At 71.7% G+C, this 23215-nt stretch carries 25 protein-coding genes; 24 read left to right on the forward strand and 1 reads right to left on the reverse strand.

The features are described 5' to 3' along the window. Positions 1-7: 7 nt before the first annotated feature. From FXF65_RS37800 to FXF65_RS37870, 16 genes are all read left to right on the forward strand, one after another. Positions 8-853, forward strand: coding sequence for an SAM-dependent methyltransferase (locus FXF65_RS37800; RefSeq protein WP_187412739.1), 846 nt, complete (start codon positions 8-10; stop codon positions 851-853). Continuing rightward, the gene (locus FXF65_RS37805; RefSeq protein WP_148354992.1) at positions 850-1689 is read left to right on the forward strand and encodes an SAM-dependent methyltransferase; all 840 of its coding nucleotides are present in this window, start codon (positions 850-852) and stop codon (positions 1687-1689) included. The genes FXF65_RS37800 and FXF65_RS37805 overlap by 4 nt, the downstream gene beginning before the upstream one ends. After that, positions 1676-1804, forward strand: coding sequence for a hypothetical protein (locus FXF65_RS46065; RefSeq protein WP_281288996.1), 129 nt, complete (start codon positions 1676-1678; stop codon positions 1802-1804). The genes FXF65_RS37805 and FXF65_RS46065 overlap by 14 nt, the downstream gene beginning before the upstream one ends. Continuing rightward, entirely contained in the window at positions 1801-2355 is a 555-nt protein-coding gene (locus FXF65_RS37810) for a hypothetical protein (protein WP_148354994.1), read from the forward strand. Before FXF65_RS46065 ends, FXF65_RS37810 begins: the two co-directional genes overlap by 4 nt. Positions 2356-2575: 220 nt before the next feature. Next, complete coding sequence (locus FXF65_RS37815; protein WP_148354996.1) at positions 2576-4120, forward strand: sensor histidine kinase; 1545 nt, start codon at positions 2576-2578, stop codon at positions 4118-4120. A gap of 76 nt (positions 4121-4196) precedes the next feature. Continuing rightward, the gene (locus FXF65_RS37820) at positions 4197-4790 is read left to right on the forward strand and encodes a roadblock/LC7 domain-containing protein (protein ID WP_187412740.1); all 594 of its coding nucleotides are present in this window, start codon (positions 4197-4199) and stop codon (positions 4788-4790) included. Beyond that, entirely contained in the window at positions 4780-5157 is a 378-nt protein-coding gene (locus FXF65_RS37825) for a DUF742 domain-containing protein (RefSeq protein WP_187412741.1), read from the forward strand. The genes FXF65_RS37820 and FXF65_RS37825 overlap by 11 nt, the downstream gene beginning before the upstream one ends. Then, positions 5154-5834, forward strand: coding sequence for a GTP-binding protein (locus tag FXF65_RS37830; protein ID WP_148355001.1), 681 nt, complete (start codon positions 5154-5156; stop codon positions 5832-5834). Before FXF65_RS37825 ends, FXF65_RS37830 begins: the two co-directional genes overlap by 4 nt. Then, complete coding sequence (locus FXF65_RS37835) at positions 5831-6499, forward strand: GAF domain-containing protein (RefSeq protein ID WP_148355003.1); 669 nt, start codon at positions 5831-5833, stop codon at positions 6497-6499. Before FXF65_RS37830 ends, FXF65_RS37835 begins: the two co-directional genes overlap by 4 nt. Positions 6500-6577: 78 nt before the next feature. Beyond that, the gene (locus FXF65_RS37840; protein ID WP_148355010.1) at positions 6578-7816 is read left to right on the forward strand and encodes an acyl-CoA dehydrogenase family protein; all 1239 of its coding nucleotides are present in this window, start codon (positions 6578-6580) and stop codon (positions 7814-7816) included. A 61-nt stretch (positions 7817-7877) separates the two neighbouring features. Beyond that, on the forward strand, positions 7878-8324 hold the full coding sequence (locus FXF65_RS37845; protein WP_148355012.1) for a hypothetical protein: 447 nt from the start codon (positions 7878-7880) through the stop codon (positions 8322-8324). A gap of 210 nt (positions 8325-8534) precedes the next feature. Beyond that, positions 8535-9581, forward strand: coding sequence for a hypothetical protein (locus tag FXF65_RS37850; RefSeq protein WP_148355014.1), 1047 nt, complete (start codon positions 8535-8537; stop codon positions 9579-9581). Between the two features lie 285 nt (positions 9582-9866). Further along, complete coding sequence (locus FXF65_RS37855) at positions 9867-11258, forward strand: hypothetical protein (RefSeq protein ID WP_148355016.1); 1392 nt, start codon at positions 9867-9869, stop codon at positions 11256-11258. Between the two features lie 408 nt (positions 11259-11666). Next, the gene (locus FXF65_RS37860; RefSeq protein ID WP_148355018.1) at positions 11667-13004 is read left to right on the forward strand and encodes a tetratricopeptide repeat protein; all 1338 of its coding nucleotides are present in this window, start codon (positions 11667-11669) and stop codon (positions 13002-13004) included. Between the two features lie 1522 nt (positions 13005-14526). Continuing rightward, positions 14527-14913: a hypothetical protein gene (locus tag FXF65_RS37865; RefSeq protein ID WP_148355019.1), complete on the forward strand. Its 387-nt coding sequence runs from the start codon at positions 14527-14529 to the stop codon at positions 14911-14913. Positions 14914-15378: 465 nt separating this feature from the next. Then, positions 15379-15669, forward strand: coding sequence for a hypothetical protein (locus FXF65_RS37870; RefSeq protein WP_148355021.1), 291 nt, complete (start codon positions 15379-15381; stop codon positions 15667-15669). Between the two features lie 176 nt (positions 15670-15845). On the opposite strand, the gene FXF65_RS46155 is transcribed toward FXF65_RS37870, so the two are convergent. Further along, complete coding sequence (locus FXF65_RS46155) at positions 15846-16214, reverse strand: histidine kinase dimerization/phospho-acceptor domain-containing protein (protein ID WP_342787795.1); 369 nt, start codon at positions 16212-16214, stop codon at positions 15846-15848. Positions 16215-16376: 162 nt separating this feature from the next. Here FXF65_RS46155 and FXF65_RS37880 point away from each other — a divergent pair, with 162 nt between their 5' ends. The 8 genes from FXF65_RS37880 (at position 16377) to FXF65_RS37915 (ending at position 23203) form a co-directional block, all read left to right on the forward strand. Then, complete coding sequence (locus FXF65_RS37880; RefSeq protein ID WP_148355025.1) at positions 16377-16616, forward strand: hypothetical protein; 240 nt, start codon at positions 16377-16379, stop codon at positions 16614-16616. Positions 16617-16704: 88 nt separating this feature from the next. Then, complete coding sequence (locus tag FXF65_RS37885) at positions 16705-18045, forward strand: MFS transporter (protein WP_148355027.1); 1341 nt, start codon at positions 16705-16707, stop codon at positions 18043-18045. A 26-nt stretch (positions 18046-18071) separates the two neighbouring features. Further along, entirely contained in the window at positions 18072-18983 is a 912-nt protein-coding gene (locus FXF65_RS37890; protein WP_148355029.1) for an MBL fold metallo-hydrolase, read from the forward strand. A 157-nt stretch (positions 18984-19140) separates the two neighbouring features. Beyond that, entirely contained in the window at positions 19141-19689 is a 549-nt protein-coding gene (locus FXF65_RS37895; RefSeq protein ID WP_148355031.1) for a VOC family protein, read from the forward strand. After that, the gene (locus FXF65_RS37900; RefSeq protein ID WP_148355033.1) at positions 19686-20444 is read left to right on the forward strand and encodes an SDR family NAD(P)-dependent oxidoreductase; all 759 of its coding nucleotides are present in this window, start codon (positions 19686-19688) and stop codon (positions 20442-20444) included. Before FXF65_RS37895 ends, FXF65_RS37900 begins: the two co-directional genes overlap by 4 nt. Then, positions 20441-21331, forward strand: coding sequence for a 3-keto-5-aminohexanoate cleavage protein (locus FXF65_RS37905; RefSeq protein ID WP_148355034.1), 891 nt, complete (start codon positions 20441-20443; stop codon positions 21329-21331). Before FXF65_RS37900 ends, FXF65_RS37905 begins: the two co-directional genes overlap by 4 nt. Before the next feature lie 58 nt (positions 21332-21389). After that, entirely contained in the window at positions 21390-21746 is a 357-nt protein-coding gene (locus FXF65_RS37910) for a hypothetical protein (protein WP_148355036.1), read from the forward strand. 461 nt (positions 21747-22207) lie between these two features. Continuing rightward, positions 22208-23203 carry a dihydroxyacetone kinase subunit DhaK gene (locus tag FXF65_RS37915; protein ID WP_148355188.1) on the forward strand — a complete coding sequence of 332 codons (996 nt, stop codon included), beginning with the start codon at positions 22208-22210 and terminating at the stop codon, positions 23201-23203. Positions 23204-23215: the final 12 nt, after the last annotated feature.

Raw genomic sequence — 23215 nt, forward strand, 5'->3', positions numbered from 1 at the left:
CTCGACAGTGCACGGGTGGACCGGCGGCGTGGCCGCCGGTGGCTGGCAGGCCGGCGAAGACCCGCTGGAGGAGAACCCCTGGCCGTGGGTGTGGAACTACCTCCTCGGCGGTGGCGACTATTTCGAGAGCCACCGGGTGTTCGCTGAGGCGCTGCGTAAGGCGGTCGCGTGGGACGGCGAACTGGCGCGGGCTCGCCTGCTGGCACGTCGCCGCCTGGTCGAGCAGTCGGCCGACCGCCACGGTGTTGATCAGTTCGTTGTGATGTGCGCGGACTTCCCGCGGCCTGAGCTGCGTCATGGCCCACAGCGTCCGAGGGTGGTCGACGAGGCGCTGGAGGAGGTTCAGGTGATCGCCGAGCAGGCGATCCCGAAGGCCAAGACCGTGTACGTCTCGCCCGACCCGGTGGTCGCGGCCCACGCCCGGGCGCTGTTTCGCACCGAGTCCGGCCCCACCTGCCCATGTATCCAGGCGGCCCCGGACGACCCTGTCGCGATCTTGGACGGGGTGTCGCGCGAGTTGGATCTGTCCCGCCCGGTCGCCGTGGTGATGATCGACGCCTGGGAACTGCTGGACGCCCCGGCGGCCCAGGCCATGGTCGCGGCGTTCAGCACCGTGCTGGCGCCGGGCAGCCACCTGGGCGTCGTGCACCTGACCGGCACTCCCGATGCGGCGGTGGCCCTCAAGGGGGTCTGCGCCGCGCACCAGGTGCCCACGCCGCACCTGCGCGGCCCTGCGGACGTCGCCGCGCTGCTGGGCGACGGCGAGTTGACCGGCGTGCACGAGCGCGTTTTCCGCCGTCCGATCGACACCGCGGTGTGGTCGGCCACCATGCCGATCGGAGGCGGCGCATGACCCGCAATCCCGCTAATCGCGATAACGCCGGAATTGACGACACGGTTCCGCATTCGGCACGGATTTGGAATTACTGGCTCGGCGGAAAAGACAATTATCCGGTCGACCGCGAGGCCGGCGACCGCTACTTCCGTGATTATCCGCATATTGTGGACCTCGCTAAGGCGCAGCGGCTTTTCTTGCAACGTGCCGTCCGTCATCTGGCCGCCGGGCGGGGCATCGGCCAGTTCCTGGATTTGGGGACCGGGCTGCCCGCGGTGGACAACACCCACGAGGTCGCCCAGCGCGCCGCCCCAGGCGCCCGGACCGTGTACGTCGACAACGATCCGCTGGTGCTCGTCCACGCCCGTTCGCTGCTGACCTCTGCTCCCGAGGACCTCACCGACTACATCGAGGCCGACGCCCGCGACCCGGACCTCATCGTGCGGCGGGCGGCCCGCACGCTGGATTTCCAGCGTCCGGTCGCGGTGATGATGCTGGGCATCCTGGGCCACATCCCCGAATCCGGTGATGCGCGGGGCCTGGTCGACTGGTGGGCCCACTACCTACCGGACGGCTCGTATATCGCGATCTGCGACGGCGTCGAATTGACGTGCGGGCGCGGCGCCGCGCAGAAGACCTATAACACCTCCGGCGCCGCCCCATACGTGCTGCGCGAGCCCGCGCAGATCGCGGAATTGTTCACCTTCACCGGGCTGGAGCTGGTGGACCCGGGTCCGGCGGGGCCCGGCCTGGTCGCGCCGAACCATTGGCGTCCCGAGCACCCGGACGTGGACTGCTGGGGCGAGGCGGTCGAAGCCCGCGCCGGGGTGGGGAGGGTGCATGCGCCCCGATGACACCGGGATCGGGCCCGTCGCCGCGGGCCTGGTCGAGCGCGGGCCGTCACCCACCAGCGGCGCCCGCCTGTGGTGCGTTGTCGCCCACATCCCGGTCCGGGAGGTGGCGCGGTGAGGGGGCGATCGCTGATCGCGGGCTGGCCGGAGATCCGGTGCGTCGCGGTGGACCACCAAGTGCTGGTGACCAGTACGACCAACTGGACGCGCCTGGAGCGTGTGGTGCCCAGCGGCTATGAGGGGTTCCTGACACTCAACCTCGGTGTCGTCGCGCGACTGCTGGACACCGCCTTGATCACCGATCCAGCGGTCCTGCCGGTGCTGGCCCAGCTGCGGGAGGCGGGACTGGAGGTGGTGGTGGTGCCCTCCGGCGACAGCGCGGACCCGGCGCGTACGGTCCCCGTCCAGACGATCACCGCAGCCGCCGGGCGGCCCACCGAGCAGGTCTGCTACGTAGGCCCGGAGGGCCTGGTCGATGTCGGCCCGGCGATGGCGGCGAGAATGCGGGTGGTGGTGGTCGCGCCGCCCGAGCACGACCCACAGGTATCGGTCGGGCAGCAAAGTCAGCGGCCTGCGACCGGCTCGGAAGTTCCTGCCGGTGCGCGCTTGATCACGGATCTGCTGGAGCTTCCCGCTCTTCTCACCGGCTCGCCGGGGAGGGCGAGATGAGCGATGTCCTGGCGCGCGGCGCTTTCACATCGCCCAGTGTCACGCCCAGATCCAACTCTGGCTCCGCCGATCGGGCACCGGTTCTGACCGCGCCCTTCAGCACCGTGAACGGACAGCTGCAGTGTCGGGGGCGGGACGCTTCAGCGGGCGCGGTCGTGATCGGCGGCCGGAGCCACCGCGGTCCGGTGAGGCGGCCCCTTGCGAGCTACGGAGCGATGTCATGACGCCTTCCCAGTGGCCTACCGTCCTCGACGCGCCGGACGGTCGACCGGCCAGCGACCACGCGGGCGCGTTGATCGACCGGCTTACCTGCCACGGTCTGCGGGCCATCACCCTGCGGTGGCAGGACGGCGTGGCGCGTGGCGCGCTCGCGGTCCGGGCGTGGCGTACCGATGTCGCCGAGGGGCGCGCCGTGGTGTTGCTGCCCACCCGCGGCGGGTTGCAGTGGCATTGGGAACGGCCGCTGGTGGGGTACAGCGATCGTTCGTACCGGTGGTATCAGCCGTTCGCAGCAGCCGGTGACGACGAGCGTGCGGCTGCGGCGGTCGCCGCCAGGCTGGCACGCCAGGCGCACGTCCCGCACGCACCGCACCAACCCGTGGAGTCGGCTTGGTGGCCGGGTCCGGGCGCCGGGTTCGGACCAGGCAGTGAGGTGACCGAGCAGCAGTTGCTCGACAGCATCGCCCGGCCACAGCACACGCTGGTGTGGCGAATGCTGGAGGCGCTGACCGAGACGTTGCGAACAGTGGAAGACCCGGTGCTGCTGCACCGGTTGTTCGGGATCGACCATCTGGTGATGCGGGCACTGCGGGGATTGGAACGGCTGGCGGTGCTGAGCGGCGCGACAGCGCGGCAACTGCCCGAGCCGCTGCCGCTGTCGCTGGCTCTGCGGCAGGCGACGGCCGGGGTGGGAGATTACCGGCGGGTGCGTGTCCCCCCGACGCAGATCGAGGTGAACCTGGTCCCGGAGGCTGCGGCGGAGATCATGGTGCTGCTGGCCGAGTTGCTGGAGAACGCGACACGCTGGTCGCCGCCGGACACCGATGTGCTGCTGACCGCGACGCGCACCGCGTCCGGGGTGCGGATCGAGGTCGCCGACCGTGGACTACCGATCGCGCCGGACAAACGGGCGGCGCTGGAACAGATGCTGGCTGCCCCGGAGGCCGTGCGCGTCAGCGAGCAGATCGTGACCGGCCCGATCGGGCTGCTGGTGGTGGCGTTTCTGGCCAAGCGCCACCAGGTGCGGGTCGAGTTGCACCCGCACGATGGCGGCACCCGCGCGGTGGTCGACCTGCCCGCGGTTCTACTGCGGGAGCCGCCGCCCGCACTCACCACCGCCCCGGCTCCGACTGTGACCGCGATCGCACCCGGACCCATGGCGGGACCTACTGGCATGCGAGCACCACGACCGGGCTCCCCACCGCCCGACTGGCCGCAGCGCCCCGACCCCACCAGCGATCAGGCGGCCGCCCCGCCGACCGGCCCGGGGGACGGCGCCCCGGCAGGTGAACCACTCCCGCTCCCCCGGCGCCCGACAGACCGCGCACCGGCACCGGCACCATCGAGGGTGCCGGGCGCCGCGACCGAAGCCGGTCCGCGTGCCGGTCCCCACCTCACCTCGGACGTCGATCCGGACGTCGATCCGGACGTCGATCCGGACGTCGATCCGGCAGTCGAGTTCCTTCAGGGCGTTCACGACCATGCCCGCGGCTGCAGTTCCGACCGGCCCGCAGGCGGCTCTCCCGGCGAGCGGCCCGTGGAGTGACCCTCCCCTCTTTGTCATCCCGATCCGCTGGTCGTGCGGCTGTGCACACCGGCGTCTGCTCCAGGAGGTAACACCGATGAGCTTCCCCCCGCTCGCCGAGCCCACCGGGCCAGGTGCTGCGCTGCTTCCTCCCTCCGACACGACGGGCGAGGTGGGGTGGCTGCTGGAGAGCTTCCTGTCCCGGGCGCCGCGCACCCTGGCCGCGGTCCTGGCGTCACCGGACGGGTTGCCGATGTCCTCGGCGCGCCTGCCCAAGGACGAGACGGCCAGCCTCGCGGCTGCGGCGGCCTCGCTGCACTCCACTGCCCGGACCGCCGGGAACATCAGCGCCCCGCCCGGCGGCCGGATCCGGCACATCATCGTCGATCTCGACCAGAAGGTCCTGTTCATCAAAAGCACCCACCACGGCCAGGGCCCCGGCCGCGACACCGGCCAGAATGCCGGGCTGAGCGCCGTGGGGGCCCTGCTGGTGGTGCTGGCCGACAAGACCGCCGACGCCCGCCTGCTCAGTGGAGAGATGTCGGCGCTCATCGCCAGCGTCGCCGAGCACCTGGGCACCACCGCCCGCACCGCGCCCCTCGATGCGGGAGTCGATTCGGGGGGCGATGCGGGTTCCGGAGTGGGGCTCGGCACTGCCCGTACCGACGCTGGGACCGGCGATGAGCGGTGAGCCGGGCGCGGTGTGGATCACCCAGCGAGACCCGGAGGTGCTGCGGCCCTACATGCTCACCATGGGCGGCACCCGGCCCCGGCACCCGATGCGCTACGACACCGTGCTGAACGCCACCGGCAGGCGGTCCGGCGCGCTGCAGCCCGAGGCCGCCACGACCCTCGACCTGTGCCGGCAGCGGGCCCGGACCGTGGTCGAGGTCGCGGGGCTGCTTCGCCTCCCGGTCCTGGTCACCAAGATCATCGCCTCGGGGCTGATCGACCAGGGTGTCCTGGCCGACCCCGCCGAACGGCCGCCGACCGACCCGCACAGCCCACACAATCTGCGGCACCTGCTGGACGGCCTCCAAGCACTGGAGGTCTCATGAGCGCGCCCCCCGGCGCCTCCCCGCGCGAACTCTCGCCCCTGCCCAGGTCCGCGGTGGAGATTCCCGCACCGGACGTGCAGTTCAAGATCGTGATCGGCGGCGGGTTCGGCGCGGGCAAGACCACGCTGGTCAGGTGTCTGAGCGAGATCGCGCCGCTGAGCACCGAGGAGATCCTCACCGCCGAAGGGGAGCAGATCGACTCCCTGGACGGGATCGACCGCAAGACGACCACGACGGTGGCGATGGACTTCGGGATCCGCACCCTCACCGTCCCGGTGCGCTCGGCGCTGCACCTGTTCGGGCTGCCTGGCCAGGACCGGTTCCGGTTGCTGTGGGACGACCTGGCGCTCGGTGCGGTCGGCGCGGTAGTGCTGACCGACACGCGGCGACTGCCCGACTGCTTCCCTTGCATCGACTACTTCGAAGACCGCGGCACGCCGTTCGTGGTCGCGGTCAACCAGTTCGACGGCGCCCACCGGCATTCGGTCCAGGCCGTCCGCCAGGCCCTGGAACTGCCGACGCGGGTGCCGGTGCAGACCTGCGACGCCCGCGACTTCCGCTCGGCCCTCGGCGTGCTGAGGGCGCTTGTCCTGCACGCCTTGCAAGAGCTCACAACTCCCCTCCCGGCCGGGCGATCGGCCGCCGGTCCCGACCAGCCGACCGGAATGCTGCCATGACCTACGACCCTTCGCTACGGCTGCACGCACCGGTCCGCGCAGAGCACAACGCCAAGGCGGGGCAGCGGGCCAAGGTGGTGGCCCGGCTCGGCGTCGGCGGCCTGGGCCAGGACGCCGAGTTCGACGCGTTCGCCGCGCAGACCGCCGCCGCGTTCGCCGCCGAACTCGGCCCGGTCGCCCAGGGCCTGTACGCGATGGCCAACCTCGTCACCGACCGGCAGGTGTTCATCGGGCTGCACAGCCCGCACGGGCAGCGGCCAGCGCCCCGCACCATGCGCCTTGACCAGGGATGGTGCCCCGACGTGGTGGATCGGGGACTGGCGCTGGTCCTGCCGGACGTCCTCGCCTGGCGAGGGTTTTCCGGCAACCCCGCGGTCGAATCCGAAATCGGCATTCGCGCCTACGCCGGCGCCCCCGTCGCCGAGCAGTCCACCGGCACCGTGTTCGGCACGGTGTGCGTCATCGGCCCCCGCGAACTACCCGACGCGACCGCAACGGTGTCCCATGCGCTCATCAAGGCCCGTGCCGCACAGCTTGCGGCCTTGATCGAAGAACGCACCGGCCACGCCATCACCGGCGCCCCTGCCCCGCCTCCCGGCTGGCCCGCTTCCCGCGCGCCCGGCGCTGCCGAGAAGGGCCAGGAACTCGATCCGGCGTCGGGCTAGCCGCCTCCGCACAGGTGGCGATGGCCTCTGCCGGACCGACCTTCGACGGAACAGCCCCAGCACGAGGAGAGGGGAATCGTGTTCGAGACCGACGATCATCGGGACCTGCGCCGGCAGGCCCGCGACTTCGCCCACGCCGAGATCGCCCCGCACGCCGCCCGCCTGGACGCCCACCCGGGACGGGTCGAGACCGAGATCGTCAAGGCGATGGCCCGCCCCGGCTGGCTCACCGCCGCCGTCCCCGCCGCGCGGGGCGGGGCGGGTCTTGGGCACGTCGCCAAACTGGTCTTGCTGGAGGAGATCTCCCAGGCCAGTCCCGCGATGGGCGCGGCGCTGCAGGCATCTCAACTCGGTGCGGAGATGTTCCTGCACTACGGCAGCGACGAACTGCTGGCTGAATGGATGCCGCAGTTCAGCTTGGGCGAGCGGCTTGCGACGATCGCGGTGACCGAGACCGAGTCCGGCGGGCACGTCCTGGGAATGCGGGCCACCGGCCACCGCGACGGCGACCGGTGGATCCTCAACGGCCGCAAAACGTTCATCGGCAACAGCCATCTCGCGGACGTGTTCGGTGTCGTGGTCCGCACCGCCCCCGACTCCGGCCGCTCCTCACGCTCGTTGTCGGCGTTCGCGGTCGAGACCAAGCGGGCCGGTGTCCGGCTCGCCCCGTATGCGCCCGCCCGAGGGTTGCATGGGTTCTCGTTCGGCGATGTGATCTTCGAGGACGTCGCCGTCCCCGCCGCGCACATGATCGGGGCCGAGGGCGAAGGCATGCACGTCGCCTACGCCGCGTCGATCCTGGCCGGCCGCCTGTGCCTGGCCGGGCTCGGAATCGGCATCCAGCACGCCCTCAAGCACGACACCATCACCTACACCACGCATTGCCACCGCTACGGCGGAGCGCTGAGCGACCTTCCGGTCATCCAGCAGCGGATCGGGTGGATCACGGCGCGGCTGATGAGGTCCCGGACCGCCGCCTACACCGCGGCGCACCTGCTCGACCACGGGCAGGGCCGCGACATCGACTTGATCCACGCCAAGTTGGAGGCATCGGAAGCGGCGCTGGACTCGGCCGGTGATGCCATGCGGGCCCACGGCGCGGCCCGGATGCGCACCGACCGCCGCGTCGGGCAACTCGCCCAGGACGCCTGGTGCGTCGAGGCGGCCGCCGGGACATCCGACATCCAGCTCCTCAAGCTGGCCCAGGACGCCACCGGCAACGGCCACCTCCCCTACTCGGTCCGGCTCGCCGACCGGGTCGCGCTGCCCCCACCGCCCGCGCCGCCATCGAAAACCGCGCGCGAGCACGCCGCCTAGACCATCCGCCCCGTCCCCAAGCCCACCGGGGACGGCCGATCACCTCCTTCTGGAGCGCTTCGTGACCCCTGTACTCGGCGGCCTCGAGCCCGCCAGCCCCCTTCTGGACGAAGCACGACGACGCTGGAAAGGACTGCCTGATCTGAGTTTCGAGGTGCATCCGCTGCTCGCGGACGCGATCGGGCAGGCGCTGCCGATCTTGGCCGACGGCCCAGGCCTTGGCCCTCGTCTGCGGGAGCGGCTGCTCGCCGAAGCCAAACGGTTGCAGCAACTCGACGTCGCGCGCGACCCGGCACCGCCGGTCGCGATCACGCTAACCCGATTCGGTGCCGTGCTAGTCGTTTCCTGCCTCCAGATGATCACCCGGATCCGGCCGACGTCCGACTCCCTGTGCGTGCTTGCCCACGTCGAGGGTCGACGCATTCAGAACCTGGTGTGCGACACCCCTGAGCTATCGGCGCTGATCGATACCGCATGGCACCCGCCGACCAGCTCTCGGTCCCTCTGACTCCGGCGCTCCTCACGTGCCAGTTCGCCCCCTCCCCTGGTCAAAAAAGGTCTTCGTGTCCTTACTCTCCACTCCGAAACGGCGCGTCGCCGTCCCCAACGGGCCAGCCGTGCTCACCCCGGTTGGCACCGCGAGGGCCGTCACCCCGGTCACCGCCGACCGGCAGATCAATCACGCCCCCCACCAACCCCCGAGACTAGAAAGCCCCAGATGACCAAGTCCCCTCTCCTGCGCGGCGCGGCCGTGTTAGCCGTGCTGTTCGGCCCCAGCTTCGCCACAGCCCTCATTGCTTTCGCCGAACTGGTCGGCGCCGACAACGACTGGCTCGGACTGCCAGCACAGGTCAACGTCTCGGCTGTCAGCCTCACCGCCGCCGGGATCTGGCTGCTGCTACGCGCCCGCCGCCGGTACGGCGGCGCGGTGTGGTGCGCGGCCGCCCTCGCCGTCGCCGGGGCGGTGCTGCTGCCGTTCCTCGGCCAGGCCGCCGACACCGCCGCAACGGTGCTGCTGACCGGGGCAGGCGCGTGGCTATGCTCCAGCATCGCCCGCGACGCCGGAATGCCGCTGTGGCGGGGCCGTCTGCCCAGCGAGATCGCGCGGCGCTGGGACGCCGACGCGGTCGCCGCCTGCGCCGTCGTGCTGGCCGGGCACTCGACCGCGATGATCCTGGACACCTGGGTTGCCCGGCTGGGCCCCGCCGTGACCGACCAGGCCGCGCAGGCTGATGCGACCGGCCTGCACTACCAGGCGCTGTTCGCCGTCCAGGCACTCTCGGCCGGGGTGCGTGAGGAGATCCCGCTTCTGGCGCTGCCCGCCGCGCTGATGCTCGTCGCCCGCCGCCCGGCCTGGCAGATCCTCCTCACGGTCTGCGTGCTGCGCGTCCTTCCGCATGCCTACCTCGGTACTTCGGCCCTCTCGTCGGTCGCTTTCGCCGCGGCGGCCTGGTGGATGTACCGGGCCACGCGCCGGGTCGGCCCGATCATCGTCGGCCACACCCTGTTCAACGCCATCGCCATATTCGGCGGCCCGGTGGGGTACGCAGCGTTGCTGAGCGCATCGGTCTGGGCCTGCGTTGCCCTGGCAAACGCGCCCAACGCCGCCCCCCGATACTTCCGCAGGTGGATCCGGGGCAGCCGAGACGCTTCACAGGAAGCACTTAGGCCACGCCCGGCAGCAGGTACCCCCAGATCACCGGCGTCGAGCCCAACGAGCCGCGCGGCCCTCTCTCAACCCAGAAACGGGCACGAACAACAGTGATCAAGTTCATTGAAGCCTCGATCTCGGGTGTCGGCGCCATCGGTGACGCCAGTCGGCTGCTGGACGCCCTCGCACGTGCTCACCAGGGACCCGGCCAGCGGTAACACCTGGCCGCAGCGCTGCACCCGCAACGGGGGCACCGCCAGGGGCGGCGGAGCGGGGTTATCGGCTCCGGCCATGGCGCGGCTTCCGCTCGGCTACGCCCTTCCAGACCCAGCCAACTGTGAACCACCGACCGCGACCTGGCCGCCCCGAACCGAGGAACGGCCGCACCGGGAGCATCACGTGACCATCAACGGCGAGCTGATCGCGGAGTCGCTGCGGATACGCCGCCGCGCGCACCAGTTCTTGGTCGGCTACGGACCGCTCTGGTTCGCCTCGCAGGAGGACTCCACCGGGCCGATGCTCACGCCGCCATCGCTGCCCCTGGTCCCGGACGCCGAGCCGATGGAGCGCTCGGTGGCGCTCGCGGCCGACGAGGCCAAGCGGCTCGGGCACGCCGAACTGTTCGCCTTCGACCCCGGCGCCACCGTGGCCGCGATCTCCTATGGGGCCCGCCTTCAGGCCCGCGCCGCCGCGGAGGCACCGGCAGACAGCGCGACGATCATCCACCCCGACGGCATCGTCCCGCCCGCCGCGACTGGGTTCCTGCGCTGGGCAACACCGATCACCCGCGGCAGCGACGAACCGCCGATCACCGGTGTGCACTGGGGCCGCGTCACCACCCCGGAAACCTCCGGAGTGTGGCTGGCGTTCTGGGGCGATCTGTCCGGCCTGTTCGTACGTGGACTTGCCGACGTCGCGGCACCGCGCTGGTTCACCCCGCAGCTCGCCAACGACATGCTGACCGAGCATGGCCCGGGTTACTACGACGGGTCATGCTTCCTGCGAGACCTCGACATGCCGCCAGGTCCCGGTGCCACCGCCGATCCGTCCCCCGCCACGTTCCCGTTCACGATGCTGCGTTTTCTGCCGCTCACCTCGCTGACCGCCGACCGGCTCGATCCCGGCACCACCTTGACCTACCTCGTCCTGGCGTCGTGGGCGATGCTCACCCCCGCCCCAGACGAGCCGACCAGGCCGCCGCACCTTGCCCGGCTCCCCGTCCCCGCGCGGGAGGCCGAGGCCGACCGGCAGGCCGGGCTACCGCCCGCACGCCACGTCACGGTGGTCAGCGCCCCCACCCTCCGCACCGAGGGAGTGGACGACGACCTCGATCGCCTGCGCATGCGGATCGTCGCTCTCGTCGCGCCCGACGCGCCCGAGGGCCCCTCGCCCGATGAAGTGATCGCCGATCTGCTGGCCCGATATGAACCCGAGGTGGCGATGATGGCTTCTTACCACGCCAGCCAGCAGGTGCTGCGCGCGCTGACCGTCGCAACCGGCACCACTCGCAAGAAGGTCCTCGCCCAGATCCTGAAGACCTTTGCACCCGGCAGGGACATGCCTTTCGAGGACCGGGCATGGCCCGCGCTGCGACACCTCTTGCTATCCCAGCGCCAAGAACCGATGCTGCCGTCCCCCGCCATCTCCCCGACTGATCTGCTCTGGGCGCTGGGGCTCTTCCAGGCATGCGCACTCATGCGCTTGGCCGGAAACCAGCGCCGCAGCGACCGCTCCAAACCCAGACCGACGACCCGGCCGCCCACCCGAGGCGCCCGCACGAAGCCGCGTTGATCAGTCATCGACCCCATAGCGGGCAACCGGAACACGAGAGCTCACAGGTGATCGAGTTCAGTGAAGGCCTGCCGTCCAGGTTCGAAAGCGTCGCTGATACGGGCCGTCTGGTGGCCGCGCTCGTCTGCGCCGTGCGAGGACGCCAGGTGCGGCCGGTCACTCCCCCCGGGGTGATCGGCCGCACCGCATCCCCCACCGTTCCGCCGACGAACCACCCCTGCCACCGCCGACCTCCCTCCTGGCAGGCCCAGGGCCGCCGCAGCAACCGATGCGGTCGCCCGCCCTCACCGCCCCATCGGCGCGCTCGCCACCCAACTCCCGCAGGCCCGGCCTCACGACCACAACCAGCTCGATGACGCCCGGCTCCACACCGGCAGCACCAGGTTCCGCACCGAGGAGGACACCATCGTGACCATCACGCTCAACGCCGTCTACGCCGACCTACCCGACCCTCTCCAGCGGGCCTACCGGCACCTGGCGCTGCTGCCAGGGCCGATGTTCAGCGCGGCCGCGGCGGCCGCCGCCCTCGCCGCCGACGACACCGCCATCGACAGTTTCCTGGCGCGGCTCAGCGACGTGAACCTGGTGCAGTTCGGGCCCGAGCTGGACCAGTGGCGGATGCCCGAACCGGCCGCCGCCCACGCCCGCGCGTTGAGCGAGGTCGGCGACAGCGCGGGCGAGCGCGCCGCCGTGCTGGCCCGCGCCGTCCACCACTATCTGATGTGGGCGGCCCGGCTCGACACCGTCATCGCGCCCGGCCGCCGCCGCTACGCCGCCGTGTTCGCCTGGCACCCCGAACTCCCCCCGGCTGCGGCCGACGACCAGGCGGCGATCACCATGATGCAGCCCTGGGTTCCGGTGCTGCTGGCCGCGCAAGCCGCGGCCGCCGACGCCGGCCTGCACGCCCTGGCCTGGCAGTTCGCCGAGGCGCTGTGGGGATACGTGCTCCGCCGGCAGGATTACGCTGCGGGGCAGCAGGTCTGCGCCACCGCGCTGGACTCGGCCTACCGCTGCGCCGACCTGGTCGCCCAGGCTCGCGCGCACATGCTCGCCGGCGCGCTGGCGCGCCGCCAGGGCCACCTCCCCGAAGCGATGGATCACCACGACCAGGCCGGTGAGCTGTTCGAGCGCAGCGGAGACACCCTCGGCTCGGCCGCCGCCGCCGAACACCTCGGCGCGACGCTGCTGGCGCTGAGCCAGCCGAGCGAGGCGGTCACGGTGCTGCAAAGCGGGCTCGACCTGTACCGCGCTGCGCCGCCGCACCCCCGCGGACAGGCGCTGTTGCGACGCCAACTCGCCATCGCGCTGGCCCGACTCGGGCACCACACCCAGGCCTACACTCATTTCGACGCCGCTGAGGGCGTGTTCACCGACCTCGGCGAGCCGTATCTGATCGCCCGCCTGGCCCTCGACCTCGCCGAGGCCGCGATCGCACGCAGTGACCTGGACCAGGCGCTGGAGCACTTGGGCAAGGCCGCTCGGGTCCTGCCCGACCGGTCCTCCGCCGACGACGCCCACCTGCACTACCTGTACGCCAAGGTGCACCGGCAGGCCGGGCACACCGATGCCGCCGACCGCGCCCTGACCATCGCGCTCGACTACCGCGGCCACCTGCCCGACGACCACCCCACCGCATTGCTCGTGGACACGATGGCCTCAGGATCCCGCCGAACCGCCGCGTCCCCAGCCCCGAGCACGACCCCCGCCCCCGAGCCGGGCCCAGACGACAGACCCACCACATCCTGAACACCGCACCCCAGGCGCTGGAGGCCCCCGCAGTCACGGCGCACAGCGGCGCGCGCGTCAGCATGACCAGCGAGTTCCGGTACTCCGTCCAGCTCGCCAGGACGAGCGGCACCAGGTCGCGGCACGTGTGAGGCGGACTGGGCGGGGGGGCCGGTGGGGTAAGCCCCTGACGACCGGCACCTGTCCGAGCGTCCGGCCTGGGAGACCGCGTTGGAGATCTTCTACCGATGGGCGGCCGGCCCCGAGGGAGGGGTTCGTGGAGTTCGCCGGGAACATCCCCGGGATGTTTGCCCCCGCTGATCAACACCGGGAACGGAATCGCCGCGATCGCCAGCCGCGAGCTGCGCTGCCGTAAAGTCACAGGTGAGTCCGACATCTGAGCGCGTCGAGACCGGTGCCCTGCCGTATTCGACTGTGCCGTATTCGTTTGGCGTGGCGGGCGCGCGGTTTCCTCCGGCGTCCGGACGGTCTGGTGGTGGAACTCGTGCGGCGGTTCGGGCGTGCCGCTTGATCTGCCGCGTACGCGTGGTTCCGCAGGCCCTCTAGTGGCGTATGTCGACCGTGCCGTGTGTCCGTTTCCGTGTGAACGTTGTACTCACCTGATGTGGAGACCTGCGGGTTGAAAAGTAGGTCCGGGCGTCGGTTGCTGATTTTGTTCAGACTTACTCTGCAAATTCGGTGGATCTTGAGGTGTCGGCAGCCGGTTGCGGCGGCAGCGAGGTTGGCCGGTCCGGAAGGGGCACCGAGTCGGTGTGTAGCGTGCGACTGTGCGAAGGCCCCCAGCCGCCAGGAGAGCACTGCAGGGCGGGCTGGGGGCGGCCTGGCCGGGGCAGCGGCCGGCGGGTGGGGATCGCGGTGTCTTCCGCCGTCAGGCACCGCCCACCGCGCCCTCCCCGACAGCCCGACAGCCCGTCGGCCCGGCTGGCGGCCCGGCTGGCGGAGGTGAAGACCACTCTGGGACACCTCACCGTGGCGGTCTGGCGGTACTTGGCGCGCGTTTTTCGGCGACCACCAGAGGCGAGAGAAGACATGATTCCTTGCGCCGACAGCAGCCCGCCCCCGGTCCCCGCCCGCACCACTGTCTGACAAGAAGTGCCTGGTCAGGCCAATCACGCACGCAATCACGGACAATCACACGGCCCGCCAATCACGCGCCAACCACGGCAATCACGGGCCCGGTGTTTCTGCAGGTCACACCATCACGGTCGCAATCACGGGCAATCACCACCGCAAGCAATCACGATCCGGCCCCCCTTTTTTAAAGGGGGGCCGTGGCGTGATTGCGCGAGCTTGCCGGCGCGCGCGACCCGCGGCGGGCTCGAACGCGGCCGCGGATCCGGGCACCGCGAATTCGCCTTTTTGTCGATGACATTCGCGGTGACACCGCCTCCTCTACATTTCACGCTGAGGGCACAAAACCCGCCGCCGCGATGAACGGCGTCGGCGGCGGCCCCCGCCGATGCACGACCGAACCGAACGCCCCCCGAACGCCTCCCAGACCGACACGAATGAGACGAGGATCATGACCAAGCTCCCGGCCGTTCCCGCCACCGCCACCGCCGTCGTCGTCCTGCTGGGCCTGCTGCTGGGTCTGAGCGCCTGCGGCGGCTCCGATGACACGGTCAACGGCGTCAAGGTGCCCGAGGGCGCCAGCGTGTCGACCAAACCCGGAGGCGGCGGCAGCGTCCAGGGCAACCAGACCCTCGACCCCGACCAGTTGAAGATCGCCGCCAGGTTCGTGGCCTGCATGCGCGGTCTCGGCTACGACATGTCCGAACCCTCCGGCCCCGGCTTCGACTTCGCCCCCAGCAACGCCAACGGCATGAGCCGGCAGCAGCTCCTCAAAGTGCGCGAGGACGCCAACCGGTGCTCCAACCAGGTCGGCGGCAGCGCCATCACCGGCGGATGAACCCCCGCCGCCGCGGACACCAGCAACCGGCGTTCGCGCGCCAGTAGCCGAGGCAAGCCGCAGGTGGCGCCTGTGGGGCGGGGTCGCCCCGGACATGCGGCGCTGCGGCGTCGACGGCCCAAGACCCCCGGCTCTGCTACCGCGAGCGTGGAGCCCGCTTTGGATCGAAACGCTGATGAAGGGACCATGACGTTGCACGCAGGCGGTGGGAGAAGGCTCACCCGCGGGTCGACGGCCCGGCCGACAGCCAGCCACGCCGTGGCGGGGAAACGCGGGTGGCGGTCCGGCTCCACCTGGCCGGCGGCGCTGCGGGCCCGCAGAAGATCACAGCGCACGAGAAAGCCATCCCGGTAGCGATCGAAGACGGCCTCCTCCGGCCTCGAAAGCGCCACCGCCCAGGCCAGCGGGCCGACCCTCGGCGAGATGGTCGACCGCGCACCTCCGGTTCGCCGGCAGATTCGGAGCATGATGGACCAGGACCCGACAAACCCCCGCCCACCTGACCGCGACGCGGAGTGGGACGGAACCGACGCCGACCAGTTCGGCCGTGCGGTGCACCTGCTCAACGAACTCGTCACCGCGCTGGCGGCGCTGTCGAGAGCGCGCGCGGGTGAGGAAGCCGAGCGGCTGCGTGCCGAGGAACTGCGCTACGCCCAACAGCGCCAGCGCCTGCGCGTGGTGGACCGGGCCGAGGTCGCACAGATCCTGGCCGACTACCCCGCCCGCCTCCGCGACCTCACCCAGCACCGGCCTTGACGCCCCGCCCAGTCGCGACCACCGCGACCACTTCCTGACCCCCCCTGGAGCAGGAGGAGTTGTTCACCCGGCACGTTCTTCCCCCTCATCGAGGCGCGGCGGCCGGGCGCCCACGCCAGGTCCGCGTCCGGCGGCGAGTACCGCCGAGAGGACAAGACGTCGTCACCTCGTGCCGCTCAGAGGCCGGTCGGGCCTGGTTCCCGATGCTCCAGCCCGCAGTGCCGCCCGCGCGTCTGGCCGGAAGCCTCCCGTTGGAGCAACCAGAGCAGAGCGATCACCGCGTGTTCCAGGCGTTCAACGCTGCGCAGCATTTCCGTCAGGGCCGCGAAGGGGTCAGCGGTGTCCCTGTGGATCAGCGCTTCCTCCAACTCCAGTCGGAGCGCGGCAAGCGGCGTGCGCATCTCGTGCGCGGCCTGACCGGCGCATCGGCGCCGCCTCTCGGCCCTTACCCGCTCTCCGGCACCCGGACCGGCCTCACGAGCGGGACTCTCGGCACAACAGCAGGCTCCCGGCCCCGGTTCGATCGTCGAACTAGTCGACATCATCAGTCTCTTTCCACATGGGCGTTAGTCCTTACATCACCCACTCTCACGTCCGCCAGCACCCACGACACCGGGAGGACTACCCATCCAGGTACCTATCCGGCTCCTACCGAAAGATCAGGAAACCTTGTGGATCATGGTCATTGGAGGATGCGGAGGCGCTCCATGGCAGGTCCAGGGGCTTATGTGTTCGGCGACGAGGAGAGGCGCGAGGTCGAGGACGTCCTCAGAGGCGGGCACCTTTCCCGGTACGGTTCCGGCGACGACCCCGGCTTCACCCAGAAGGTCCACACCCTGGAACGCGAGTTCGCCGCGCACTGCGGCGTCGCGCACGAGGAGAGCGCGCTCCTGACCATTCAGGGGTGTGTGAGCTGCGGCGCGAAGTCGCAGGTAGATTCCCGATGAACGGCACGTGGCCGTGGTGGAGGATGTAGGACCGCCTCATTCTGTGGTCGGCGTCACAGGACGCCGTCGCGGAATCGAGGTGCGAAGGATGCAGGAGTTGTCGACCCGGGCGGACGTGGGCCGGAGTGCCGTCCGCAAGGTGATGACGCGGTTCATGCCGCTGGTCGGGCTGTGTTATGTGGTGGTGTATCTCGACCGCCTGAACATCGGCGTCGCGGCGCTGACCATGAACGGCGACCTGGGGATCTCGGCGTCGGCGTTCGGGTTCGCGGCGGGCGTGTACTTCTGGAGCTACACGGTCTGCGAGCCGCCCAGCAACTACATCCTCACCAGGGTCGGCGCCCGGCGGTGGCTCGGCCGGATCATGGTGACCTGGGGCGTCGTGACCATGGCCACCGCAGCCGTCCAGGGGACGACCACCTTGGCCTGGGCCCGGGTCCTGCTGGGCGTCGCCGAGGCCGGGTTCTCACCGGGGATGCTCTACTTCGTTTCGCGGTGGGTCCCGCGGCGGGAGCGCGGCCAGGCGATGGCGTGGATCGTCGCGTTCATCTGCCTGTCGTCGCTCACCACGCCCGTGACGACGCGGATCCTCGACCTGGACGGCCTGCTCGGCCTCGCGGGCTGGCGCTGGGTGTTCGTGCTGACGGGAATCCCAGCGGTCGTCCTCGGCCTCGTCTGCGTCAAGGTCCTGAAGGACAGCCCGAAGGACGCCGCGTTCCTCACGGCCGCCGAGCGGGACTGGCTCGTCGCCGAACTCCGCGCGGAGGACCGGGAGACCACCGGGGCGCACGGCGAGCACGGGTTCGCCCGCGCGCTGGTGCATCCCCGCGTGCTGGTGCTGGTGGCGGTGTTCATCTGCGTCACCTTCAGCCTGAACGGCTTCCAGTTGTGGATACCGCAGATCCTGGCGCAGTTCGGGCTGTCGCGGAACGAGGTGGGCTGGGTCGCGGCGCTGCCCGCGCTCGCCGCGATCGGGCCCGTCCTGTGGTGGATGCGACGCTCGGACCGGCAGCAGGAACGCATGGTCCACTTCGCGGTGGCCGCCGCCGTCGCGGCGGCCGGGTTCGGGCTCGCCGCCGTCTCCTTCTCCGTGCCCGCCCTCGCGATCGCGGGGTTCTGCGTGGCGGGCGTCGGCCTGTATGGCGCGATGGGCGTGTTCATCACGATGCCGTCGTCCTTCCTCACGGGGACGGCGCTGGCCGCCGGGTTCGGCGTCATCAACGGCGCCGGGAACCTCGGCGGCTACTTCGGACCGCAGGTCACCGGCTGGGTCCGGGACACCACCGGCGGGTTCACCGCCGCCATCGGCGGATACGCGGTCGCCCTCGGTCTCGCCGCCGCGATCGTCCTCGCGCTCCGCGCCACGGTCCTGCGCACGCCGCCGCCGGTCCGCGCCGCGGCCGCCGTCAAACCGGCCACCGAGTCCTGATCGCCACGACCCCGAAGGGCACAATGATGACCTTCCAGATCACGGTGGGCGAGGCGAGCGTCGCCCAGGTGACCGAGTTGGCGGCCTGGCCGTTCCCGCCGCGTGACCTGTTCCCCGGCGTCGACGGTGAGCGGGCCGTCCGGGACGCGGCCGGGCTGGGGCCGGGCTACGCCGACACGGCCACCGGCGAACTCGTGCTCGCCATCCACAGCTACGTCGTGCGGCTCGGCGACACAACGGTCGTCGTGGACGCGGGCAACGGGAACCAGAAGGAACGTCCCAATCTGCTGCCGCACCACCGGTTCGACACCGACTTCCTGGACCGCTTCGTCGGGACCGGCACCGCGCTCCACGACGTGGACGTCGTCGTCAGCACCCACCTGCATCCCGACCACTGCGGTTGGAACACGCGACTCGACGGCGACCGCTGGCGGCCGACGTTCCCGCGGGCGACGTACCTGTTCGGACGCGCCGAACTGGCGTCCCTGCAGGCCCTCGCCGCCAAGTCCCCGGCCGACGGGGTTCCGGCGGACCTGGTGCGCGCGTACGACGACAGCGTCCGTCCGGTGCTGGAGACCGGGCGCTGGGAGGCCGCCGACGACGGGCACGTGCTGGCGGAGCACGGCGACACCGTGCTCGTCCTGCGGGCGGCACCCGGCCACACCGCCGGGCACGTCGTCGCCGAGATCCGGTCGCGCGACGGCGGCGCGGTCATCTGCGGCGACGTCGTCCACCACCCGATCCAACAGTGCTGTCCCGAGCTGAGCCAGGCTGGCGACGCCGATCCCGCGCTGGCCCGGCGGACCCGCGACGACCTCCTGGACCGCTGCGCGCGCGACGGGCTGCTCCTGCTGCCCGCGCACTTCCCCGCCGACCGTCCGTTCGCGGTGGCCCGCGAGGGCGGCCGCTTCCGGCTCGCGCCCGTGGAGCGTCCGTGAGCGGTCGGCGGGACGAGGGCGCGGCGCGCCCCGCCGACCGGTCTTCCCGATCAACGGGTCTAAGGCGTGGGCGGCTCGCGGTCGGCGCGGCACGATCGACGCCGATATCAGGCCGACCGAAGCCACCGGGCCGACCGACCGCATCCAAGGAGGATAAGTGAGCCGAAGTTTCGGCGTCATCCGGCAACTGGGCTACGTGGTCCCGGACATCGCGTCCGCGATCACCCACTGGACCGAGCGGCTGGAGGTCGGGCCGTTCTTCTACATCGAGCGCCAGCCCGTCGCCGACTTCACCTATCGCGGTGCGCCGAGCGCGCCGGAGTTCAGCGTCGCTCTGGCCCAGGCCGGTCACGTGCAGGTGGAGTTGATCCAGCAGCACAACGACGCGCCGTCGGCGTTCCGCGAGTTCACCGATGCAGGCGGCCAGGGCCTCCAGCACATCGCCTACTGGACGGACGCCTTCGACGCCCTCACCGGCCGGGCGGCAGCGCTCGGATACGCGGAGCTGCAGCGCGGCCGTTCCGGCAGCGGCGGGCCGGACGAGCGTTTCGCCTACTTCACCGCGGGCGGGCACGCCGGCACGGTAGTCGAGATCTCCGAGGTCGCCGGGCGCAAGGCGGCACTGTTCGAGGCCGTCGCGGCCGCCGCCGCGGCCTGGGACGGCACCGGCCCGGTCCGCGACATGACCGCGCTGGTGACCCGATGACCGCGCGGACCGCCGTCGTCTCCGGCGGAGCCTCGGGCATCGGCGCGGCCACCGCCGGCTTGTTCCTCGCACGAGGATGGGACGTCGTCGTCGCTGACCTCCAGAGCGCGGACGGCGAGGCGAAGGACGCCTCCGGGGCCGTCCGGCTGTCGGTGCGCACCGACGTCACCGACGACGCGGCCCTCGATCGGCTGGCCCGGCGGACACGCGACCGCTTCGGCCGCGTCGACGCGGTCGTGACCTGTGCGGGCATCGCCGACAACGGACCGCTCCGCCAGGTGACGTCCGCCCGCTTCACCCACACCCTCGCGGTCAACCTGGTCGCCACGTTCGCGCTGTGCCAGCTGTTCGTGGACGACCTCGCCGCCGCGCGAGGGTCGATCGTGACCGTGGCGTCGGTGTCCGGGCTGCGGGGCAGCCCGGACCGGGCGGCGTACTCGGCGTCCAAGGGCGGCGTCGTCGCGCTGACCAGGCAGCTCGCGTTCGAGTTGGCCGCCGAGGCGATCCGCGTCAACTGCGTCGCGCCCGGCTCCACCCGGACACCGCTGGTCGAGGCCGTGCAAGGAGACGAGCGGGTCCGCCGCGCCGTGCTGGCGGCGATCCCGCTGCGCCGCCATGCCGAACCCTGGGAGATCGCCGAGGTGATCGCTTTCCTGGCGGGCGAGCGGGCGGGGTTCGTCACCGGGCAGGTGTGGGGCGTGGACGGCGGGCAGATGGCGGGCGCCGGTTGGGACCGTCCGGAGGCGGTCCGATGAAGCCGCTGATCATCGGCGTGAACGTCAACGAAGGCACCGGCCGGGACCCGAACCCGCACGTCCCGTTCACCCCGGACGAGATCGCCGCGGTCGCCCGCGACTGCGAGCGGGTCGGGGCCTCGCTCATGCACTACCACGGCCGCACCCCGGACGGGCGCGCCGACCACACGGCCGCGACCTACGCCGCCATAGCGCGCCGGACGCACCAGACGAGTTCGTTGCTCCTCGCGCCGTCGATGGCGAACGTCCCCGGATACGACGCCGAGCGGCGGCTGTCCAACCTCCTCCCGAACCAGGGCGATCCCGAGACCGCGGCGGACCTGCTCCCGGTGGACATGGGCTGCGCCAACATGGACCTGTTCGATCCGGGCGCAGGCGAGTACGCCTCCGACGACCGGGTCTTCGTCAACGACGTCCGCACCCAGCGGACGTTCCTGGAACGGGCGCCGGAACTGGGGATGCGCCCCTACCTGGCGTCGTTCAACCTCGGCTGGACCCGCGCGATCATCGCGCACGAGCGCGCCGGACGGCTCATGCCGCCGCTCATCGTGGCGTTCGTGCTCGGCGGCGAGGAGTTCGTCGCCGCGCATCCCACCACGTGGGCGGGGGTGCGCGCCCACCTGGACGCGCTGCCTGCCGGGCTGGAGGTCGAATGGCTGGTCTCCAGCCATCGCGGCGACGTCCTGGCGGTCGCCGACGACGTGATCGCCGCTGGCGGGCATCTGCTGATCGGGATCGGCGACCATCCGCACACCGGGCTCGGGCATCCGACGACCGCCGAGTTGGTCGAGCGCGTCGCCGCCATCGGCCGTCGGCACGGCCGCCGTCCCGCGACCGCGGCCGCCGCCCGGCGGATCCTGGGGGTGCCCGCGCATGCGCATCGTTGACGGGAACGCGACGGCGCCTGAGCCGGTCCACCGGTCCGCGGGTCGGACGATCTGGACGATGGACTCCATCGCCTTCGGGTCGCCCGCGCTGCGCGGCGAGGTCATCGTCACCGGCTCCCACGGCGGGACCAGCGCGGCCGAGTACGCCGCGTCCTACGGCGTCGCGGTGGTCGCCTGCAACGACGCGGGCTCCGGCAAGAACGCCGCCGGCATAGCCGGGCTGCGGGGCCTGGACGCCTCCGGCATCGCCGCCATCGGCGTCGCGCACGACTCGGCGCGGATCGGCGACGGCCTCGACACCTGGGAGAACGGCGTCGTCAGCTTCGTGAACGAGCGCGGCCGGGCGCTCGGCGTCCGCGTCGGCGAGCCGCTCAAGGACCAGCTCGTGGCGCTCATCGAGCGAGAGGAAATCTGACCGTGTACCGAGCGACGGTGTGGTCGCGGGACGGCGTGCGCGTCGTCGTGATGGACAGCATGTCCCAGGTCGAGGACGGCGACGCGGGCGCGATCGTCGTCGCCGCGTCCAACGGGGGCCAGGAGTCCGGACGCGTCGGCGCGGCGGCGCGCTGCGGATTCGTGCTGCTCAACGACGCAGGGGTCGGCAAGGACGGGGCCGGGATCGCCGGGCTCGACGTCCTCGACGCGGCCGGGATCCCGGCGGTGGCGGTAGGACACGACACCGCCGAGATCTCCGACGGCGCGGACACGTGGGAGAACGGCGTCATCTCGCACGTCAACACAGCCGCTCGCGCGGCGGGAGTCGCGCCGGGCGTCCGCGCCGCGCCGGCCCTGATCGCTTTCGCGGAGGCACGGATCGCGGAAACCCAAAGCCCGAAGAGCCCGAGACGCGAAGGCCCGGATCGCGGAGGCGGGCGCGTGAACCGGTATCTGCTGAACGAGCGCGACGCCTTCGTCCGGGAGGCGGCGGAGGGGCTGGAGGCGGCGCACCCCGCCCTTGTGCGGGTACACGCCGACCCGCTGTTCGTCACCCGCCGGGCGCCCGTCGCAGGCAAGGTGGCGCTGGTGTCGGGCGGCGGTTCCGGACACGAGCCGCTGCACACCGGCATGGTCGGCACGGGGATGCTCGACGCCGCCGTGCCGGGCGCCGTGTTCACCAGCCCGACGGCCCTGCAAGTGCGGGACGCGGTGGCGGCGGTCGACACGGGCGCGGGCGCCCTCCTGATCGTGAAGAACTACACCGGCGACGTCCTGAACTTCCGGATCGCGGCCGACCTGCTCGCGGACCGCCACCGGCTGGAAACGGTGGTCGTCGACGACGACCTGGCGACCGCGTCCACCGACGAAGACGGACCTGGGCGGCGCGGGACCGCCGCCGTCCTCGCGGTCGAGAAGATCTGCGGCGCGGCAGCCGAAGCAGGCGCCCCGCTGGGCCGGGTAGGCGCGCTCGGTCGCGAGGTGGCCGCCCGCTCGGCGACGCTGGGCCTGGCCTTGGAGGCGTGCACCAATCCGATGACCGGCAGGCGCTCGTTCGACCTCCGGCCGGACGAGGTCGAGTTCGGCGTCGGCATCCACGGCGAGCGGGGCATCGGCACCCGTGCCGCCGGGTCCGCCGCCGAGTTGGTGGCGTCGCTCGTCCGCCCGCTGCTGGGGCACCTGGGGCTGCGGCGCGGCGACGAGGTCCTGGCGATCGTGAACGGGTTCGGGGCGACGCACGCGCTGGAGCTCGGGGTCGCGCTGCGGGAGGTGCGCCGGGTGCTCGCCGGGGACGGCGTCGTCCCGGTCCGCGCCCTCGCCGGCTCGTTCGTGACGTCGCTGGACATGCGGGGCCTGTCGGTCACCCTCACGGCGCTGACCGGCGACCTGGTCGACCTGTGGGACGCACCGGTCCGCACACCGGCGCTGACCTGGTGAGAAGGGAACTCA

Source organism: Actinomadura syzygii, from assembly GCF_008085905.1.
GTDB lineage: Bacteria > Actinomycetota > Actinomycetes > Streptosporangiales > Streptosporangiaceae > Spirillospora > Spirillospora syzygii.

What these genes read in the sequence shown, in the direction of transcription:
- FXF65_RS37865 (WP_148355019.1), top strand. Translation starts at nt 14,527, where the DNA reads ATGACCAAGCTCCCGGCCGTTCCCGCCACCGCCACCGCCGTCGTCGTC.
- FXF65_RS37910 (WP_148355036.1), top strand. Translation starts at nt 21,390, where the DNA reads ATGGACTCCATCGCCTTCGGGTCGCCCGCGCTGCGCGGCGAGGTCATC.
- FXF65_RS37905 (WP_148355034.1), top strand. Translation starts at nt 20,441, where the DNA reads ATGAAGCCGCTGATCATCGGCGTGAACGTCAACGAAGGCACCGGCCGG.
- FXF65_RS37900 (WP_148355033.1), top strand. Translation starts at nt 19,686, where the DNA reads ATGACCGCGCGGACCGCCGTCGTCTCCGGCGGAGCCTCGGGCATCGGC.
- FXF65_RS37835 (WP_148355003.1), top strand. Translation starts at nt 5,831, where the DNA reads ATGACCTACGACCCTTCGCTACGGCTGCACGCACCGGTCCGCGCAGAG.
- FXF65_RS37825 (WP_187412741.1), top strand. Translation starts at nt 4,780, where the DNA reads ATGAGCGGTGAGCCGGGCGCGGTGTGGATCACCCAGCGAGACCCGGAG.
- FXF65_RS37850 (WP_148355014.1), top strand. Translation starts at nt 8,535, where the DNA reads ATGACCAAGTCCCCTCTCCTGCGCGGCGCGGCCGTGTTAGCCGTGCTG.
- FXF65_RS37815 (WP_148354996.1), top strand. Translation starts at nt 2,576, where the DNA reads ATGACGCCTTCCCAGTGGCCTACCGTCCTCGACGCGCCGGACGGTCGA.
- FXF65_RS37870 (WP_148355021.1), top strand. Translation starts at nt 15,379, where the DNA reads ATGATGGACCAGGACCCGACAAACCCCCGCCCACCTGACCGCGACGCG.
- FXF65_RS46065 (WP_281288996.1), top strand. Translation starts at nt 1,676, where the DNA reads ATGCGCCCCGATGACACCGGGATCGGGCCCGTCGCCGCGGGCCTGGTC.
- FXF65_RS37820 (WP_187412740.1), top strand. Translation starts at nt 4,197, where the DNA reads ATGAGCTTCCCCCCGCTCGCCGAGCCCACCGGGCCAGGTGCTGCGCTG.
- FXF65_RS37805 (WP_148354992.1), top strand. Translation starts at nt 850, where the DNA reads ATGACCCGCAATCCCGCTAATCGCGATAACGCCGGAATTGACGACACG.
- FXF65_RS37885 (WP_148355027.1), top strand. Translation starts at nt 16,705, where the DNA reads ATGCAGGAGTTGTCGACCCGGGCGGACGTGGGCCGGAGTGCCGTCCGC.
- FXF65_RS46155 (WP_342787795.1), bottom strand. Translation starts at nt 16,214, where the DNA reads ATGATGTCGACTAGTTCGACGATCGAACCGGGGCCGGGAGCCTGCTGT.
- FXF65_RS37880 (WP_148355025.1), top strand. Translation starts at nt 16,377, where the DNA reads ATGGCAGGTCCAGGGGCTTATGTGTTCGGCGACGAGGAGAGGCGCGAG.
- FXF65_RS37890 (WP_148355029.1), top strand. Translation starts at nt 18,072, where the DNA reads ATGACCTTCCAGATCACGGTGGGCGAGGCGAGCGTCGCCCAGGTGACC.
- FXF65_RS37830 (WP_148355001.1), top strand. Translation starts at nt 5,154, where the DNA reads ATGAGCGCGCCCCCCGGCGCCTCCCCGCGCGAACTCTCGCCCCTGCCC.